Annotated in this window: 17 protein-coding genes; 8 read left to right on the forward strand and 9 right to left on the reverse strand. The window is 33.8% G+C overall.

Translation table 11 applies throughout. The features are described from left to right. Positions 1–5 precede the first annotated feature (5 nt). Entirely contained in the window at positions 6–632 is a 627-nt protein-coding gene (locus SIB53_RS07470) for an ABC transporter ATP-binding protein (RefSeq protein ID WP_413677619.1), read from the reverse strand. A 115-nt stretch (positions 633–747) separates the two neighbouring features. Between SIB53_RS07470 and SIB53_RS07475 the strand changes: the two genes are divergently transcribed. The 3 genes from SIB53_RS07475 (at position 748) to SIB53_RS07485 (ending at position 2,775) form a co-directional block, all read left to right on the forward strand. Beyond that, positions 748–1,197, forward strand: a complete 450-nt coding sequence (locus tag SIB53_RS07475) for a DUF3531 family protein (RefSeq protein WP_413677620.1) — start codon at positions 748–750, stop codon at positions 1,195–1,197. A gap of 6 nt (positions 1,198–1,203) precedes the next feature. After that, a complete protein-coding gene (locus SIB53_RS07480) occupies positions 1,204–1,968 on the forward strand; it encodes a 16S rRNA (uracil(1498)-N(3))-methyltransferase (protein WP_413677621.1) in 765 nt (254 codons plus the stop codon). Between the two features lie 63 nt (positions 1,969–2,031). Continuing rightward, positions 2,032–2,775 (forward strand): TIGR00297 family protein, encoded by a 744-nt coding sequence (locus SIB53_RS07485; RefSeq protein WP_413677622.1) that lies wholly within the window; start codon positions 2,032–2,034, stop codon positions 2,773–2,775. 5 nt (positions 2,776–2,780) lie between these two features. Here the strand turns inward: SIB53_RS07485 and SIB53_RS07490 are convergent, their stop codons facing one another. From SIB53_RS07490 to SIB53_RS07510, 5 genes are read right to left on the reverse strand one after another with little or no spacing between them, the layout of a single operon-like run. Further along, complete coding sequence (locus tag SIB53_RS07490) at positions 2,781–3,428, reverse strand: GDSL-type esterase/lipase family protein (RefSeq protein ID WP_413677623.1); 648 nt, start codon at positions 3,426–3,428, stop codon at positions 2,781–2,783. A 24-nt stretch (positions 3,429–3,452) separates the two neighbouring features. Beyond that, positions 3,453–5,003: a PhnE/PtxC family ABC transporter permease gene (locus SIB53_RS07495; RefSeq protein WP_413677624.1), complete on the reverse strand. Its 1,551-nt coding sequence runs from the start codon at positions 5,001–5,003 to the stop codon at positions 3,453–3,455. Positions 5,004–5,009: 6 nt separating this feature from the next. Further along, a complete protein-coding gene (locus tag SIB53_RS07500; RefSeq protein WP_413677625.1) occupies positions 5,010–5,744 on the reverse strand; it encodes an ATP-binding cassette domain-containing protein in 735 nt (244 codons plus the stop codon). Then, complete coding sequence (locus SIB53_RS07505; protein ID WP_413677626.1) at positions 5,741–6,643, reverse strand: putative selenate ABC transporter substrate-binding protein; 903 nt, start codon at positions 6,641–6,643, stop codon at positions 5,741–5,743. The genes SIB53_RS07500 and SIB53_RS07505 overlap by 4 nt, the downstream gene beginning before the upstream one ends. Before the next feature lie 31 nt (positions 6,644–6,674). After that, positions 6,675–7,853, reverse strand: coding sequence for a pyridoxal phosphate-dependent aminotransferase (locus tag SIB53_RS07510; RefSeq protein ID WP_413677627.1), 1,179 nt, complete (start codon positions 7,851–7,853; stop codon positions 6,675–6,677). A 100-nt stretch (positions 7,854–7,953) separates the two neighbouring features. On the opposite strand from SIB53_RS07510, the gene SIB53_RS07515 reads away from it, so the two are divergent. From SIB53_RS07515 to SIB53_RS07530, 4 genes are all read left to right on the forward strand, one after another. Next, complete coding sequence (locus SIB53_RS07515; protein WP_413677628.1) at positions 7,954–8,358, forward strand: lactoylglutathione lyase; 405 nt, start codon at positions 7,954–7,956, stop codon at positions 8,356–8,358. Then, entirely contained in the window at positions 8,355–8,918 is a 564-nt protein-coding gene (locus SIB53_RS07520) for a uracil-DNA glycosylase (RefSeq protein WP_413677629.1), read from the forward strand. The genes SIB53_RS07515 and SIB53_RS07520 overlap by 4 nt, the downstream gene beginning before the upstream one ends. 76 nt (positions 8,919–8,994) lie before the next feature. Next, positions 8,995–10,194, forward strand: coding sequence for a (E)-4-hydroxy-3-methylbut-2-enyl-diphosphate synthase (gene ispG / locus SIB53_RS07525; protein ID WP_413679138.1), 1,200 nt, complete (start codon positions 8,995–8,997; stop codon positions 10,192–10,194). 53 nt (positions 10,195–10,247) lie between these two features. Continuing rightward, positions 10,248–11,552: a S41 family peptidase gene (locus SIB53_RS07530; RefSeq protein WP_413677630.1), complete on the forward strand. Its 1,305-nt coding sequence runs from the start codon at positions 10,248–10,250 to the stop codon at positions 11,550–11,552. Here SIB53_RS07530 and SIB53_RS07535 read toward each other — a convergent pair whose 3' ends face one another. Both SIB53_RS07535 and nadA read right to left on the reverse strand, forming a co-directional pair. Next, positions 11,553–12,107 carry a DUF1543 domain-containing protein gene (locus SIB53_RS07535; RefSeq protein ID WP_413677631.1) on the reverse strand — a complete coding sequence of 185 codons (555 nt, stop codon included), beginning with the start codon at positions 12,105–12,107 and terminating at the stop codon, positions 11,553–11,555. A gap of 8 nt (positions 12,108–12,115) precedes the next feature. Beyond that, positions 12,116–13,057, reverse strand: coding sequence for a quinolinate synthase NadA (nadA, locus tag SIB53_RS07540; RefSeq protein WP_413679139.1), 942 nt, complete (start codon positions 13,055–13,057; stop codon positions 12,116–12,118). 44 nt (positions 13,058–13,101) lie between these two features. Here nadA and SIB53_RS07545 point away from each other — a divergent pair, with 44 nt between their 5' ends. Continuing rightward, positions 13,102–13,992 (forward strand): TIGR04168 family protein, encoded by an 891-nt coding sequence (locus SIB53_RS07545; protein ID WP_413677632.1) that lies wholly within the window; start codon positions 13,102–13,104, stop codon positions 13,990–13,992. 37 nt (positions 13,993–14,029) lie between these two features. Here SIB53_RS07545 and SIB53_RS07550 read toward each other — a convergent pair whose 3' ends face one another. After that, complete coding sequence (locus tag SIB53_RS07550; RefSeq protein ID WP_413677633.1) at positions 14,030–14,779, reverse strand: TPM domain-containing protein; 750 nt, start codon at positions 14,777–14,779, stop codon at positions 14,030–14,032. Positions 14,780–14,834: the final 55 nt, after the last annotated feature.

Genomic DNA, 14,834 nt, shown 5'->3' on the forward strand with positions numbered 1-14,834 from the left:
ATTGATTACTCAGGGATAAGTTGACCATTGTTCAACTCATAATTGTCGGTATTCAAATCTTTAAAAAGTTCGGGTTCATGTGTAACTATTAGGATAGTTTGCTTGTCTTTAAGCTTTGCGAGTAATTCTATAATTCCGTTTCTTACTGACCAATCTAAACCTGCTGTTGGCTCATCCAATAAAAGTACTTTTGGACTTCTTAATAATTGAACAGCAATAGCTAGTCGTCGTTGTTGTCCTCCACTAAGAGATTCTGGCGGCTTCTTTAAATCTAAGTTGATCAACCCCACTTTTGTGAGAACTGAAACTTGTTCTTCAGTGGTTAACCTCTTATGTCCAATGCGTAATTCTTGAGCCACCGATAATCCAAGAAAATATCTTTCTGGAAATTGAAAAACCAATCCACATAACCACCTGCGCTGACGTGCATTTAGAGTTTTGTTGAACCATGTTATCTCTCCTTTCTGATATCCAGATATACCGCTAATTATTTCTACTAATGTAGTTTTTCCGCTTCCACTGGGTCCTCTAACTATTGTGATTTTTCCAGCATTTGATTTTAAACACAAATCTTTAAGGATTGGCTTCTCTGCTGTTGAGGGATGGTAAAAAATATTTTTTAAACTAAGCATTATTTTTCATTGAGGCTTTGATCAATTAAATAAAGATTTTTCAATTTTCTTTAATCAATTTACATTAGATTATGTTTGATATCTTTTAGTTTTTCTTTTTTAAGATCTATTGTTTATGGAAGTTCGATTTCGTGAAGTTGATCCTTTCAATTGTTGGATATGGCTTAGATATTCAGATGTCCCAAGTAAGGGAGAAAAAGAATATGTCGATGGTATTTTTGATTCTTGGTATGTTCTAGGCAGACTTGGGGGATTTAATTCTGAAAATTTGCAAACACACGAAATGGGTTCTGACATCAGTTGGATGAGCTATGAAAATGACGATACCTCCTCTAGTCTTCCATCATTAATGCATAATCTTGGAGAATTTGAATTTAATGAGTGCTGGGCTAGATGTTGGGTCGATTTAGGTACTTCTGACCTGATTGCAATTGATGTTTTGATAAATGTGCTAAAACAAATGGATGTTGATGTTGTGAAAATAGAAGAACTAATTATCGGAGGAGTAAATCAAGATTGGCCAGTAGAAGAGCATCCTGATGCAATTTTTTCTTCAACAGATTAATTTTCTATGGCTGAGAAAAGAAGATTATTTATAAATCCAAATCGATTAAGTGACGAAATCGATTCAAATGGAGAGTTGATATTGACCTCTAATGAATCACATTATTTATCTAGAGTTATGAGGATGAGATCGAGAGATCTTTTAGAGGTTATTGATGGAAAAGGTCATCTTTGGAACGCAAAAATTGTTGAAAATAAAACTATAAAACTTACCAATGCTTTTGATAAACCCTTTCAAGTCGTTCCAAGAGAGAGACCATTAATAGGCATTGCTGTAGTTATTCCTAAAAAGGGGTTTGAAAACTTTTTGCAAATGAGTTGTGAGATAGGAGTTGACATTATTCAACCATTAATTTCAAAACGATCAGTAGTTAAAGAATGTAGTAACGAAAAAATTATTAGATTTCAAAAAATTATTCATGAAGCCGTTGAGCAATCTGAAAGACTCTGGTGTCCAAAACTAATGCAGGTTTTGACTTTTCCTAATTGGATAAATGATTTGCCTTCCGAAGCTCAAATAGGATTTGCCACAACACGCATTCAAAACTTGCAAGATTGTGTGAATTGGTTAAAAGAAACACCACATAAAGTCAATCAAGTTTGGGTGGTAGTTGGCCCAGAGGGAGGCTGGAACAAAGATGAAGAGGCATTAGCTTTTGACTCTGGCTTGTCTGGGGTATCTATGGGAGAAACTATTTTAAGGACATCAACAGCTGCCGTAAGTGCCTGTCAGTTAATGACTTCATGGAGAAGACTTAAATCATCGCTTTAAGATTGAATATTTTTGATCATAAAACCGTCTATTGTTTAGAAATAGGCTTGCTGGCTAGGAACGATGGCTAACTTCTCTTCTATAAGCGGTATTTGGATTAATGCTTTTCTGATTAATTTCTTGTTGATATTTGTAGGACATAGGCTTCCATTTTTAACTAAGAAAGGATGGATTCATGCTGGAATACTTGGAACACTTTTATTAGGATCTATTGGTTGGAATGGTTGGATATCAGTTTGTGTCTATCTCTTGTTGGGAACTTTAGTTACAAAAATTGGATACAAAAATAAGGCTTCCCGAGGGATTGCTGAAGCAAGAGGTGGTCAACGTGGCCCTGAAAATGTATGGGGGTCTGCAGCAACAGGTTGCTCACTCGCCTTATTAAGTTGTCTTTGGCCAAATTTTTTAAATTTATTCATGGTGGGTTTTGCTTCTAGTTTCAGTGCAAAACTTTCCGATACCTTTTCAAGTGAAATTGGCAAAAGATTTGGTAAAAGAACTTTTCTAATTACGACTTTAAAGTCAGTATCACCAGGAACAGAGGGGGCAATAAGTATCGAAGGTTCAATAGCTGGTTTGTTAGGAAGTTTTATCATGACTATTTTTATGCTTAATCTATCGATTATTTCTGGACTATCTGTTGCTTTTATAGTCTTCTTCTCTGGTTATTTAGCAACATTTTTGGAAAGTTATATTGGAGCAGTAGTTCAAAATAAGATTGATTGGATGACTAATGAATTAGTTAATTCTATCCAGACATCTATAGCCGCTATTATTTCTATCTTTTTATATTTGAATTTTGTTTGAAATGTTTATTTTAAATCAGCCCAATTCTTCAGTGCTGGCCATTCGCTAATTTGGTCATAAATCCATTTATGACCCTTAGTATTTAGATGTATTCCATCTGATGAGAGTAATTCTTTAAATGATAATAGGTTGATCATTTTCTCATGGATAGATAAAAACGGAACATTTAATTCTAAGCAAGTTTCTTCAATTTTATTTTCATAATTAGAACAGGCTTGATTTGAATACCAAAGACATTCTGCAAAAGGCATTGAGTCTTCATTAACAGGTGTTAACCCAAGAACCATTATATCTACTTCATTCTTAATTTCGTTTACTAATTGTTTTAAGCCAAATTTAAAAGCATCTTCGGAAAGTTGGGGCCTGCCATCTTTTCTTCCAATTCTAGCTGTATCATTTAATCCGATTGATAACAAAATACCTTCAGGGACTTTTCTCCTTAACTCTCCCCTTGATGCCCACTCATTCTTATATCTTATAGCAACTTTCTCTAATCCATCGCCTCTTATTCCAAGAGAATAAATGATAGGTGCACCATCTAAATTTAACCAGTTTTGTCTTAATCTCTCAGACCATCCCCCTCCTTCTAGATCTCCCCATCCGTAAACCCCACTATCTCCAATTATGATTAATTTTTTCTGATATTTATTCATAAGTCGATATGTTAAATAAAATAACTAACTAATGAAATTGTTGGTTGAATTCTTTAACCAATAATTTTGAGAAGTGTTAAATAAAAATTCTCCTGATATTGTTAATAAAGAGAAAGTAGCAGTTATTATCATGACTTGTGCCCAGTCGAATGAGCTTAGTGATTCCTGTAATTGCCACCCTAATCCTACTCCTCCGACTGCACCTATAATTGCTGTTTCCTTTAGAATTACGTCACTTCTATATGCTCCATAAGCTAAGTAACTATTACTTTGGGGGGCTAATATTCCATAAAGTGTTGCTGATTTCTTACTTGAACCATTGCTTTTAATTGCTCGATAAATATTTTTTTCTTGATTTAGTATATTATCTGTAAGCAATCTTCCCATGACACCCATATGTGTAATTCCTAGTGATAATGCGGCTACAGATATATTAGGATTAGTAAAAAGAAGAATAAGTATAGTGGTCAATGGAGGAGGTATCAATCTAAAGAAGATCCAAATAAGATTTTGAACTTTTAGAAGGAATTTACCTGGGAATAATACTAGTAAAAGTGGAGGTGTCCCTATTGCAATCCCAGACGCGAAAAAAGTTATTAAAATTGTTGTAATGATTAGTTTACAAAGAGGTAAGGCATTAAATCCATTTCTTATATCTACGAATGAAGGTAAATTTAAATACGAAAAGCTTAATGGAGTAAATATCTCAAAATTTAGATTATAAAGCCAACTAATACCCAAGGATAGAGATAGTGAAAATATTGAGATTGAAATTAAGAAAGAATTTTTCAAACTAATATTTTCAGATAAATAACTTCTTAAATATCTTATAAATTTCTCTAATAAAATCATAACTAACCAAAGCATCCACAAACAAGTCCACATTTCATTGAACTCAAAGGATTTTAAAGTTAAATATAGTTCTGTTCCTATACCTCCTAATCCAAATATTCCAAGTAATGTTACACCTCTAATTGCACATTCAAATCTGTAACTTCCATATGTAGATACGATAGGTATTAACTTTGGTAATAGAATAGTTATAAATGAGCTTATAAAATTAGATCCAGTTTTCTTAATTGCTATTAGAGGTTGTATGTCAAAACTATCTAGTTGCTCTGAAATTACTCTTGCTGTTAAGGCTGAATAGGGAATGACTATAGATATAATTGCCACCCAAATACTTAAACCTAAAATTTGTATAAATAGCAGGCCCCAGACTACTTCATGTATTGATCTTGGAATTGCTAATGAGTATTTTATGAATTTACCTAAATAAGAAAATTTAGGAATACTTTTCCAAAATAAATTTGTAGATAGTATACCTAAAAGAATTCCAATAAGCATACTTATAACCCAGCTAGTTAAAGCAGTAGCAATTGTTATTTGAAGTCCTTCCCATGCGCTTTTAACTACTTCTTGATTGAAAGATGGTTTTATTGCTGAGCTTATGAATAGAAATATGATATTTAGACCCCCAATATGAAATCCTTTGATGATTTCTATGAGAATGGGAATGTAGGCTATTGATGGGATTAATGTTAATAAAGTTGATACTGGTTTTATTAATTTCATTGTGAATTAAAATAGCCAATCAAGCTCTGATTCATTGATATTATAAATTTCTCTATCTATTACAATCTCTCCATCTTTTAACCCAATAACTCTATTGAAATTATTTATTAAATTAATTTGGTGAAGACTTATAAGTATGGTCTCAGGGATTTTAATTCTAAGATAATGTTTTTGTTTAATAAATAAATTTAAGATATTTTTTGATAATAGAGGGTCTAAATTTGAGAAAGGTTCGTCTCCAAGAAGAATCTCTGGTTCTTGTCTTAAAAGACGTGCAATTGCTATTCTTTTTTTTTGCCCACCAGAAAGTTTATTTATATAGGAATAAATAGTTTTTTTTGGCAGAGAGACTGCTGCTAGACATTCTTGGCATAAACCTTTATCTAAGACTCCGAGAAGATTTTTTAAAGCCCATATGAAATTGTGTTTACCTAGTGCACCGCAGTTTATATTCTGAGCGACATTTAGCTCTTCTATCAAAGATAAATCCTGCCATATAGTTCCTATTTTTGACGACTCAATATTTGAAATATTGTTAATGTGAGAACCTTTCCATATTACATCCCCTTCGTTTGGGATTAGTGATCCATTCGCGATCGAGATTAATGTACTTTTGCCAGAGCCACTCTTGCCAATAAGCGCTATCTTCTCACCTTGATTTATTGTTAAATTAATACCTTTTACTCTAATACTTTCTTTATTGCTATGGCTTATATTCTTTAATTCTAGTAACTTAGTCACTTAATCTTTCCAATTTTTCTACCTACCTTTTCTATTTTATTATAATTCTCATTTTTTGATATTATAAATTTCTTTGCGCTAAATAATTCGAGAATTTGTTTTTGTTTTATTGACTTTTCATTGAAACGTAAAAATACATTTTTAAGCTCTTTCGTAAAGTCTTTTCTGAACTTTTTATCTAGGTTTCCTTGAGCAAGCCAATGATAATTATGATAAGAAGGAGTCTTCCAAATTACAAAGACTTTTGAGGGGTCCACGCGTCCTCTATCAAGATTTCTCTTCCATACCTCTTCGCTAAGAGCACCTGCCTCATATGAACCACTTTGCACAAGCATTAATGTTGAATCGTGGCTACCACTAAAGCCTGGGCTTGCACCTTTGAAATCTTTAAGTTGAACACCTGCTTTGTTTAAAAAATATTGTGGCATCAATCTTCCTGATGTTGAACTTTCAGAGCCAAAAGTAAAACGCTTGCCTTTTAGTGTTTTTAAGTCATTTATGTTATTTATTTTTTGGATTGAACTTTTCTTGTTTGCAATAAAAATACTATGGAATTTTTCATCAATATCTCTTTGTGCTATTACCTTGGATCCATTGCTTTGAAGTCTTGCTTGTAAACCCGTTAAAGCACCGAACCATACTAAATCTAAATTCCCAGTCCTAAAAGCTGTTACAGCTGCAGCATAATTAGTAACTGGTTTATAACGGACTTGAACATTGAGCTGCTCGCTTAATTCAGAGGATAATACTTTATATAGACGATTTAAGTGCTCTGGGTTTTGATCTGGTATCGCCCCAATGCGAAGTATTTCCTCTGCTTTTAATGAACCAATATTATATAAATTAAATATTGATAAAAGAGCAATTGTTATTTTGGTGAAATTGATTGATCTTGGCATTTGATTGATTTTTTGATTGTTTTTATTAAATTTAAAAATCGTTTAATAGTCTTTCTAATCTATCAACTCCATCGTTGATCATTTCATTTGAAGATGCATATGAAATTCTTATACATTTGTCATCTCCGAAAGCAATCCCTGGAACGATTGCTAGGCCAACCTTTTCTAGTGCCAATTTACAGAAACTTATTGAATCGATATCATCTAGATTAATTTCTGGGAAAATATAGAAAGCTCCAGTAGGAGGGACAAAAGAAATATTTTTTATTTTTTTTAGTCTTTCTGTTATCAGTAACCTCCTTTTGTTATAAATTTCTGCCATTTCATGAACGCAATCTTTTGAGCCCTGAAGTGCGGCAATAGCTCCTTTTTGAGCAAAACTGCATACATTGCTTGTACTTTGACTTTGTAAAGCAATGGCTTTCTTTATTACCTCTGTATTTCCTGTTAGGTATCCAATCCTCCAGCCAGTCATTGCCCATGCCTTGGCAAAACCGTTGACTGTGAAAATTCTATTTTTTAAATCTGGTGCTATTTTTGCGAAACTGTGATGAACTTGATTTGGAGAGATAAGAAATTCATAAATTTCATCACTCATTAAAAAAATTCTTGGATGTCTTCTTAAAAACTCAGCAATAGTATTCATTTCTTGTTCGGTTAAAACGCAGCCTGTTGGATTACTTGGAGAGTTAATGATTAATAACCTTGTTTTTTCAGTTACGTTCTCTTCTAGAGAATTGATATCAATTTTAAAATTATCTTTAGTTGAAGATTTGATTTTAATTGGCTTCGCACCAGCCAAAAGGGTTATTTCAGGATAGCTAAGCCAATAAGGTGAAGGTATGAGGACTTCATCTCCTGGATTTAAAACTACTTGAAATAAATTGTATATTGCTTGTTTTCCTCCATTCGTTACTAAAACATTGTCTGCTTTCGTTGGAACTTTATTAATAGTTGATTGTTTTTGCGCAATAGCCTCTCTTAATTCAGGATCTCCAGCGGCTGGTCCATAGCGCGTTTTTCCATCTTTTAATGCTTTTAGAGTTGCATCGATAATAAATTCGGGGGTATCAAAATCAGGTTCCCCTGCGCTTAAACTACAAATATTTTTCCCTTCAGCTTTTAAAGCCTTAGCTTTTGCGCTGATCTCAAGAGTTAGAGAAGGTTTTATTGAGAGAGCTCTTATAGATATCTGTGATTTGTCAGTCATCTTCGAAGCATAACTTCAAAATGTTTTTCTTAGATTCACTTTTAAAGTGAATTGATCTAATTACAAACTTACTACTTAATTAGATGCTTGCATGCCTTTGATGAACATAAACTTTGTAATTGCTTCTGAAAACCCTAAAGAATTGTCTGATTTTTATGCCAAGGTCAACTCTGACAAGGCAAATAAAGGTTTTAATGCAACTCATTATTTTATTTCAATAAATAATCGATCCAAAATACATTTTTATCGACCTAATGAGAATCATGAATGGCAAAGGAAAGGAAATTCAACCTCATTATGTTTTCAAGGTGAACCTTCTAAAGATCCATCAAAAATGATTGAAAGGTGGATTTCTGAGATATTAAAAATAGGAGGTAGTGTTATGGGCATAACAAAATTGGCAAACTTTGGAGCTGAGCAATGGATTCTTGATCCAGAAGGTAATAAATTCTTGATTTTAGTGCCGTACCTTTCAAAAGGATCAGATTTGGATGCTCTGATGTGAATAAAAATAGCACCCCTGATAAAGACTTTTCTGAAGTTTGTAATTTAAGCAATTCCAAAAACAAAATTGTTGTATCTAGGGGTAACCCTTTCGCTAAGTTGATGATTATTGGAGAGGCCCCAGGCGCAAAGGAGGAGGAACTGGGAGAACCTTTTGTAGGAAGGTCTGGAAAATTACTTGATAAATTGCTTCAAAATGTAGGAATTGATATTAACCAAGATGTTTATTTTTGCAACGTGGTCAAATGTAGACCACCCCAAAACAGACGTCCAACAAAGGCTGAAATCCAAGAAAACCTTCCCTGGTTGTATCAACAAATAAAACTTGTAAATCCAAGGGTAATAGTTCTAGTTGGAGCAACAGCACTAGAAGCGATTTTGAAAATCAAGTCTCGTATTAGTATTCTCAGGGGGAAATGGATCGATTGGGAGGACAGACTTGTTATGCCTGTTTTCCATCCATCTTATTTACTTAGGAATCCATCAAAAGAAGAAGGTAAACCGATGAGTCTGACTAATTCTGATTTCCTAAAAATCAAAGAAAAAATTGATTTTTTATAATAGCCCTTAAATATGTCATTCTTACTAATTAAAGAGGCTCAATTGTTAACTCATGATTGCGACCCTGGAAAAGAATATGGAAGAAAATAATCTCTCACAGCGATATAGCACCAGAATTATCCGTAGAGATACTAGGACTGTAATGGTGGGAGATATTGGTATTGGTGGCGATAATCCAGTTCGGGTTCAGTCAATGATTAATGAAGATACGATGGATATTGAGGGCTCAACTGCCGCAATAAGGAGATTGCATGAAGTTGGATGTGAGATTGTCAGATTAACGGTTCCAACTCTTGCAAGTGCAAAAGCTGTGGGGGAAATCAAGAAACTTCTAGCTAGCACTTATCAACCAGTTCCATTGGTAGCGGATGTTCACCACAATGGAATGAAAATAGCTTTAGAAGTAGCTAAGCATGTAGATAAAGTTCGTATCAACCCGGGATTATTCGTTTTTGAAAAACCTGATCCCAATAGAACTGAATTTACTAAAGATGAAATTGACGTAATAAAAGAGAAAATTATACAAAAATTCGAACCAATTGTTAATACTCTAAAAGAGCAAAATAAGGCCTTAAGAATAGGCGTTAACCATGGCTCTTTGTCTGAAAGAATGTTATTTGCTTATGGAGATACTCCCTTTGGAATGGTTGAATCAGCTATGGAATTTATTCGAATATGTCATTCATTGGATTTTCATAATATTGTAATTTCGATGAAGGCTTCTCGAGCACCAGTGATGCTTGCTGCTTATAGAATGATGGCGGACACAATGGATAAAGAGGGATTTAATTATCCTCTTCATTTAGGTGTAACTGAAGCGGGAGATGGGGATTATGGAAGAATTAAAAGTACGGTAGGGATAGGTACATTGTTATCTGAAGGTATTGGAGATACCATTAGAGTTTCTTTAACAGAGGCGCCTGAAAAAGAAATACCAGTTGCATATTCAATTTTACAAGCGGTTGGTTTGAGAAAAACTATGGTTGAATATATTAGTTGTCCTAGTTGTGGTAGAACATTATTTAATTTAGAGGAAGTTGTAGCAAGAGTTAGGGACGCTACTCAACATTTAACGGGTTTGGATATCGCTGTAATGGGTTGCATCGTTAATGGACCTGGAGAGATGGCAGATGCTGACTATGGTTATGTAGGTAAAGGTGTTGGAACCATTGCGCTTTATAGAAATAGAGATGAAATCAAGAGGGTACCTGAGGATGAAGGAGTTCAGGCTTTAGTTGATTTAATTAAAGAAGATGGTAAATGGGTAGATCCTTAAAAATTGAATATACATTTTAATTGTTTTATTATTAAAAAAGTTATTTGATAATTATGTTGAAGAGATTTTTAAAGATATGTTTATTAATAGCTGTTTTTCCTTCGCCATCTTTTTCTTTCCAGGCGAACACTTCTACTTTGATTACTAATAATCCAAAGGAGATTATTGATCAGGTATGGCAAATTATATATCGCGACTTTTTGGACTATTCAGGAAAATATAAGGCAGAAGATTGGATTAAATTAAGAAAAGAAATACTATCATCCAAATATTTTGAAAATAACGATGCATATATTGCCATAAAAAACATGTTGACAGGACTTGATGATCCTTATACAAGATTTTTAGATCCTAAAGAATTCGATGAAATGAGAATAGATACAACTGGTGAATTGATGGGAGTAGGTATTCAGATTTCTCTAGATGAAGTTAATAATCAAATTGTTGTTGTGTCACCAATAGAGGGGACGCCAGCTTTTTTAGCAGGAATAAAACCAAAGGATATAATTGTATCTATAGATGGCAACCCTATCAAAGGTCTAAGTATAGATAGTACCGTTAAACTTATTCGTGGTAAAAAAGGAACAAAAGTTGAACTAGGTATTATTAGAGATGATGAGTTCTTAAATGTCTCATTAATACGAGATAGAATTGAAATTAATGTCGTTGATAGTCGAATAAATAATACGGTTTTAGGTGCGAAAATTGGATATCTAAGATTGAAACAATTCAATGCAAAATCTCCAAAAGAAATGGGTTTATCCATTAATAAATTAGAAAAACAACAACCTTTTGGCTATGTATTAGATCTTAGAAGTAACCCTGGTGGTTTGCTTGAGGCAAGCATTGAAATAGCTAGACAATGGATAAATACAGGAATTATTGTTAGTACTAAAACCAAAGATGGTATAACTGATATTAGGCGAGCAAAAAGTAGAGCCTTAACTAATAGACCAGTTGTAGTTTTAATAGATGAAGGATCTGCGAGTGCCAGCGAGATTCTCTCTGGAGCAATTAAAGATAATAAAAGAGGATTATTGGTTGGTAAAAAGACTTTTGGTAAAGGTTTGGTTCAGTCAGTAAGGTCTCTTTCTGATGGCTCAGGTCTAACAGTTACAGTCGCTAAATATTTAACACCAAGTGGTAAAGATATTAATAAAAATGGAATAGAACCTGATATTAGAGTAGATCTTTTGTTGAATGATAAAAATAGATTAACAAATTCAGATCTTGGAACTTTAAAAGATAGTCAATATGTTGCGGCTGAAAATATATTACTTAAAAAGTTTAAAGATGAAGGTAATAAAAATTCTTATAACCCCTTAAAATCTAATTTAGTATACGCACTGCATAAATAGTTAGAACTTATCAATCCTTCTATATCCATACCAGTCAGGAATAAGTTTTTCATTTCTCTCTTCAGGGTCTGGTATTAAATTTATTTCCCAACTCTTTATTTTTATAGGATGAAAATCGTCAACTTGTTCCAAATGATTTATACCTGAGTAATCATCATTATGTTTATTTTTTAAATTTGACTCCCATTTTATTTTGGCTTTTTTCTTTGCCTCAATAGCTTTTTTTGCGACAATTAGATTGAATTCATGTTCTTCATACATTTTTTTAGGATTGTACCCACCTAAATTAACAAACCAAAGTTTCATGTCATCTATTCCGGGGGGATTTAATTTATCTTTTTTAGATTTAGAAATGACTATTTCATACCCCTCTACATATTTAATACGCTTATAACTATCAATATGTAGTCCGTTAGTTTCACCTAACCATTGTGCTCTAAGTTCTGAGAATGTATCCTCAATTGATTCGCCTATAACCCATCTTACATCGTGTAGTTCTATATTACCTTTTAAACTTCTTCCCCCTAAAACAACAATAAAAAGGGATAAATTCATTAGCCAAGTTAATTACTCATATCAAGCATCTTTTTTAGTGGTTTGTAGGCCATTGATCTTATTTGTTCGTCCATATGTAACTCTGGATTCATTTCTTTTAGACAATTTAATACTTTTTCTAAGGTATTCATTCTCATGTATGGACATTCATTGCAACTACATCCATCTATTCCAGGTACTTCGATATATGACTTTAAAGGGTCTGATAATCTCATTTGATGAATTATCCCTGGCTCTGTTAGAACGATAAATTTACTATTTTCACTATTTTGAGAGTAATTCAGCAATTTGCTTGTTGAACCTATGAAATCGGCCAAATCTAATAAATTTTCTTGACATTCTGGGTGGGCAAGAACTTCAGCGCTTGGGTGCTTGATTTTTAACTTTATAAGAGATTCTTCATTAAAAGTCTCATGTACTAGACATCTGCCAGGCCATAAAGTTAATTTCCGACCGCTCTGACGTTCAACCCATCTACCAAGATTCCTATCTGGTGAAAATAATATTGGTAGATCTTTGGGTAATTTGTTGACCAGATCAACTGCGTTACTACTTGTACAAATTAAATCACTTTTTGCTTTTACCGCTGCACTGCAATTTATATAGCTTATAGAAAAATGATCAGGATGTTTGTCTAAGAATTTTTGGAAGTCATCAGGTTGGCAATCATCTGCAAGTGTGCATCCAGCATCAAAATCAGGAAGAAGAACAGTCTTATTTGGGCACAAGATTTTTGCTGTCTCAGCCATAAAATGAACGCCACAAAAAACAATTACGTCTGCATTTGTCTTAGAAGCTTTTCTGGATAATTCAAGTGAGTCTCCAATAAAATCTGCAACATCCTGTATCGCAGGCTCTTGATAGTAATGAGCAAGAATTATTGCGTTTCTTTGTTTACGCAAAAAATTTATCTCATTAATGAGATTTGTTCTTTTATTTGAGACTGATATATCAGTCTTGTAATAGGAAACAGTAGTAATTAGTTTCCAAATCAATGTGTTGGGGCAGTATAGAGGGTAATTTCCAAAAAAATCTGACAGATATCCGAATTGCTATCGCTGGAGACTTACATGGGTCATGGAGTCAGGATGATCTGGATTTACTTTTGGAACTAAATCCTGATGGTGTTTTATTTGTTGGCGACTTGTCCGATGGTGATTTAAGAATTGTTCGGGCAATAAATAAAATTTCTATTCCCACTGCAGTAATACTTGGAAATCATGATAGAGGAAGAGATGGATCTGGCGATGTTTTAAAAGCCCAATTGGATTTGTTAGGTGAAAAGAATTGTTCATGGAATTTATCAAAATGGGCATTAAATGAACTTTCTGTTGTTGGAGCTAGACCTTGCAGTGGTGGTGGAGGGTTTTTCTTAACAACAGAAGTTAAGTCTGTATTCGGGGAGGTCAGCCTTGATGAATCTGTCTTTAGGATTGTGTCTGCCGCAAAGTCTGCACCATTAGATTTCCCTTTATTAATACTTGCTCATTCGGGACCGGTTGGCCTTGGATCTGAGTCTTCTAGCCTTTGTGGTAGGGATTGGAAATTGCCATCAATGGATTGGGGAGATAAAGATCTTGGTATCGCAATTGATCAAATTCGTAAATTTAGGGTTCCAGAATTAGTCGTTTTTGGCCACACTCATCATCAATTAAGAATTGGGGGGAATCGAACCAGAAAAACTTTTGCTAAAGATTTATGGGGAACCTCATATTTAAATGCAGCGTGTGTTCCACGAAGAGGTATTGATTCTGCAGGTGAGAATTTGTGTCATTTCTCTTGGGTTGAATTCTCTAATAACAAGCTTGTTCATGCATCGCACAGATGGTATAGAAATGATGCATCAATTGCATATAAGGAGATTTTATTAAATTCAAACAACTAGTAGTAAATAATTTTATTGGCTTTGTATTTCATTGATTTTAAGTTTCGTTATTAAAATCGGGATCCTTAAATTTTCTTTCTGCAATCAAGTAAGCACAAATTGCAGAGCCTATAAATCCCAAAATATTTCTCATTAAAGGCAAAATTTCATTAGTTCTTGTTACCACTGGAGCAATGCCAAAAATTCCAAATAACATTATCCAAAGAGGCGAAAGTAGCAGAAGCCATCCTATTGAGAATGATTCATTTTCTTTTCTTGGCGAGGCTGCGAAACCTGCAATAATCCCTCCCAATAGAGATGTCAATAAAGTCCATTGCCATTGTTCCTGGGGTAAGCCAGGTACAACTTCACAACCACCACGGTCTAAACAGGTCTCAACCGCTTGTATAGAAGCTAAAATTGCACCGTCTTCACCATTATCTCTTACATAAAATTGGTTACCAAACCTGGTTTGTAATTCCACCCAAAATATTCTGGGCATTAGTGCAAAATAAGCATCTCCAACATTAAAACTCAGTAAATTCCCACCTCTTGGATCAGCAATTATAAGTAAACTTGTCTCATCAAGATTCCAAAAGTCTTTGACTGCTAAACCAGGGGTTTTTTCATATTGCGACAAAACTCTTATTTTCCAACCAGTTTCTTGTTCATAAGAAATTAGCGATTCCTCCAATTCTAATCTTTGTTTCTCACTCAGGGTTTTTGCAAGATCTATTATAGGTGTTTGTTCTTTTGGTAATAATTCAGGATTATCGTAAGCATATGCGCCTCCTACCATTGAAAACATTATTACAAGTCCCAAACAAAAAATCATGGCTCTGTTAAATGATTTCTTCAGCATG

Origin of the sequence: Prochlorococcus sp. MIT 0916 (assembly GCF_047305155.1) — a bacterium.
GTDB lineage: Bacteria > Cyanobacteriota > Cyanobacteriia > PCC-6307 > Cyanobiaceae > Prochlorococcus_B.

Bases quoted from the DNA above. Each gene is read 5' to 3' on its own strand.
- SIB53_RS07470 (WP_413677619.1), bottom strand. From the start codon at position 632: ATGCTTAGTTTAAAAAATATTTTTTACCATCCCTCAACAGCAGAGAAG.
- SIB53_RS07475 (WP_413677620.1), top strand. From the start codon at position 748: ATGGAAGTTCGATTTCGTGAAGTTGATCCTTTCAATTGTTGGATATGG.
- SIB53_RS07480 (WP_413677621.1), top strand. From the start codon at position 1,204: ATGGCTGAGAAAAGAAGATTATTTATAAATCCAAATCGATTAAGTGAC.
- SIB53_RS07485 (WP_413677622.1), top strand. From the start codon at position 2,032: ATGGCTAACTTCTCTTCTATAAGCGGTATTTGGATTAATGCTTTTCTG.
- SIB53_RS07490 (WP_413677623.1), bottom strand. From the start codon at position 3,428: ATGAATAAATATCAGAAAAAATTAATCATAATTGGAGATAGTGGGGTT.
- SIB53_RS07495 (WP_413677624.1), bottom strand. From the start codon at position 5,003: ATGAAATTAATAAAACCAGTATCAACTTTATTAACATTAATCCCATCA.
- SIB53_RS07505 (WP_413677626.1), bottom strand. From the start codon at position 6,643: ATGCCAAGATCAATCAATTTCACCAAAATAACAATTGCTCTTTTATCA.
- SIB53_RS07510 (WP_413677627.1), bottom strand. From the start codon at position 7,853: ATGACTGACAAATCACAGATATCTATAAGAGCTCTCTCAATAAAACCT.
- SIB53_RS07515 (WP_413677628.1), top strand. From the start codon at position 7,954: ATGAACATAAACTTTGTAATTGCTTCTGAAAACCCTAAAGAATTGTCT.
- ispG (WP_413679138.1), top strand. From the start codon at position 8,995: ATGGAAGAAAATAATCTCTCACAGCGATATAGCACCAGAATTATCCGT.
- SIB53_RS07530 (WP_413677630.1), top strand. From the start codon at position 10,248: ATGTTGAAGAGATTTTTAAAGATATGTTTATTAATAGCTGTTTTTCCT.
- SIB53_RS07535 (WP_413677631.1), bottom strand. From the start codon at position 12,107: ATGAATTTATCCCTTTTTATTGTTGTTTTAGGGGGAAGAAGTTTAAAA.
- SIB53_RS07545 (WP_413677632.1), top strand. From the start codon at position 13,102: ATGTGTTGGGGCAGTATAGAGGGTAATTTCCAAAAAAATCTGACAGAT.
- SIB53_RS07550 (WP_413677633.1), bottom strand. From the start codon at position 14,779: ATGTTTTCAATGGTAGGAGGCGCATATGCTTACGATAATCCTGAATTA.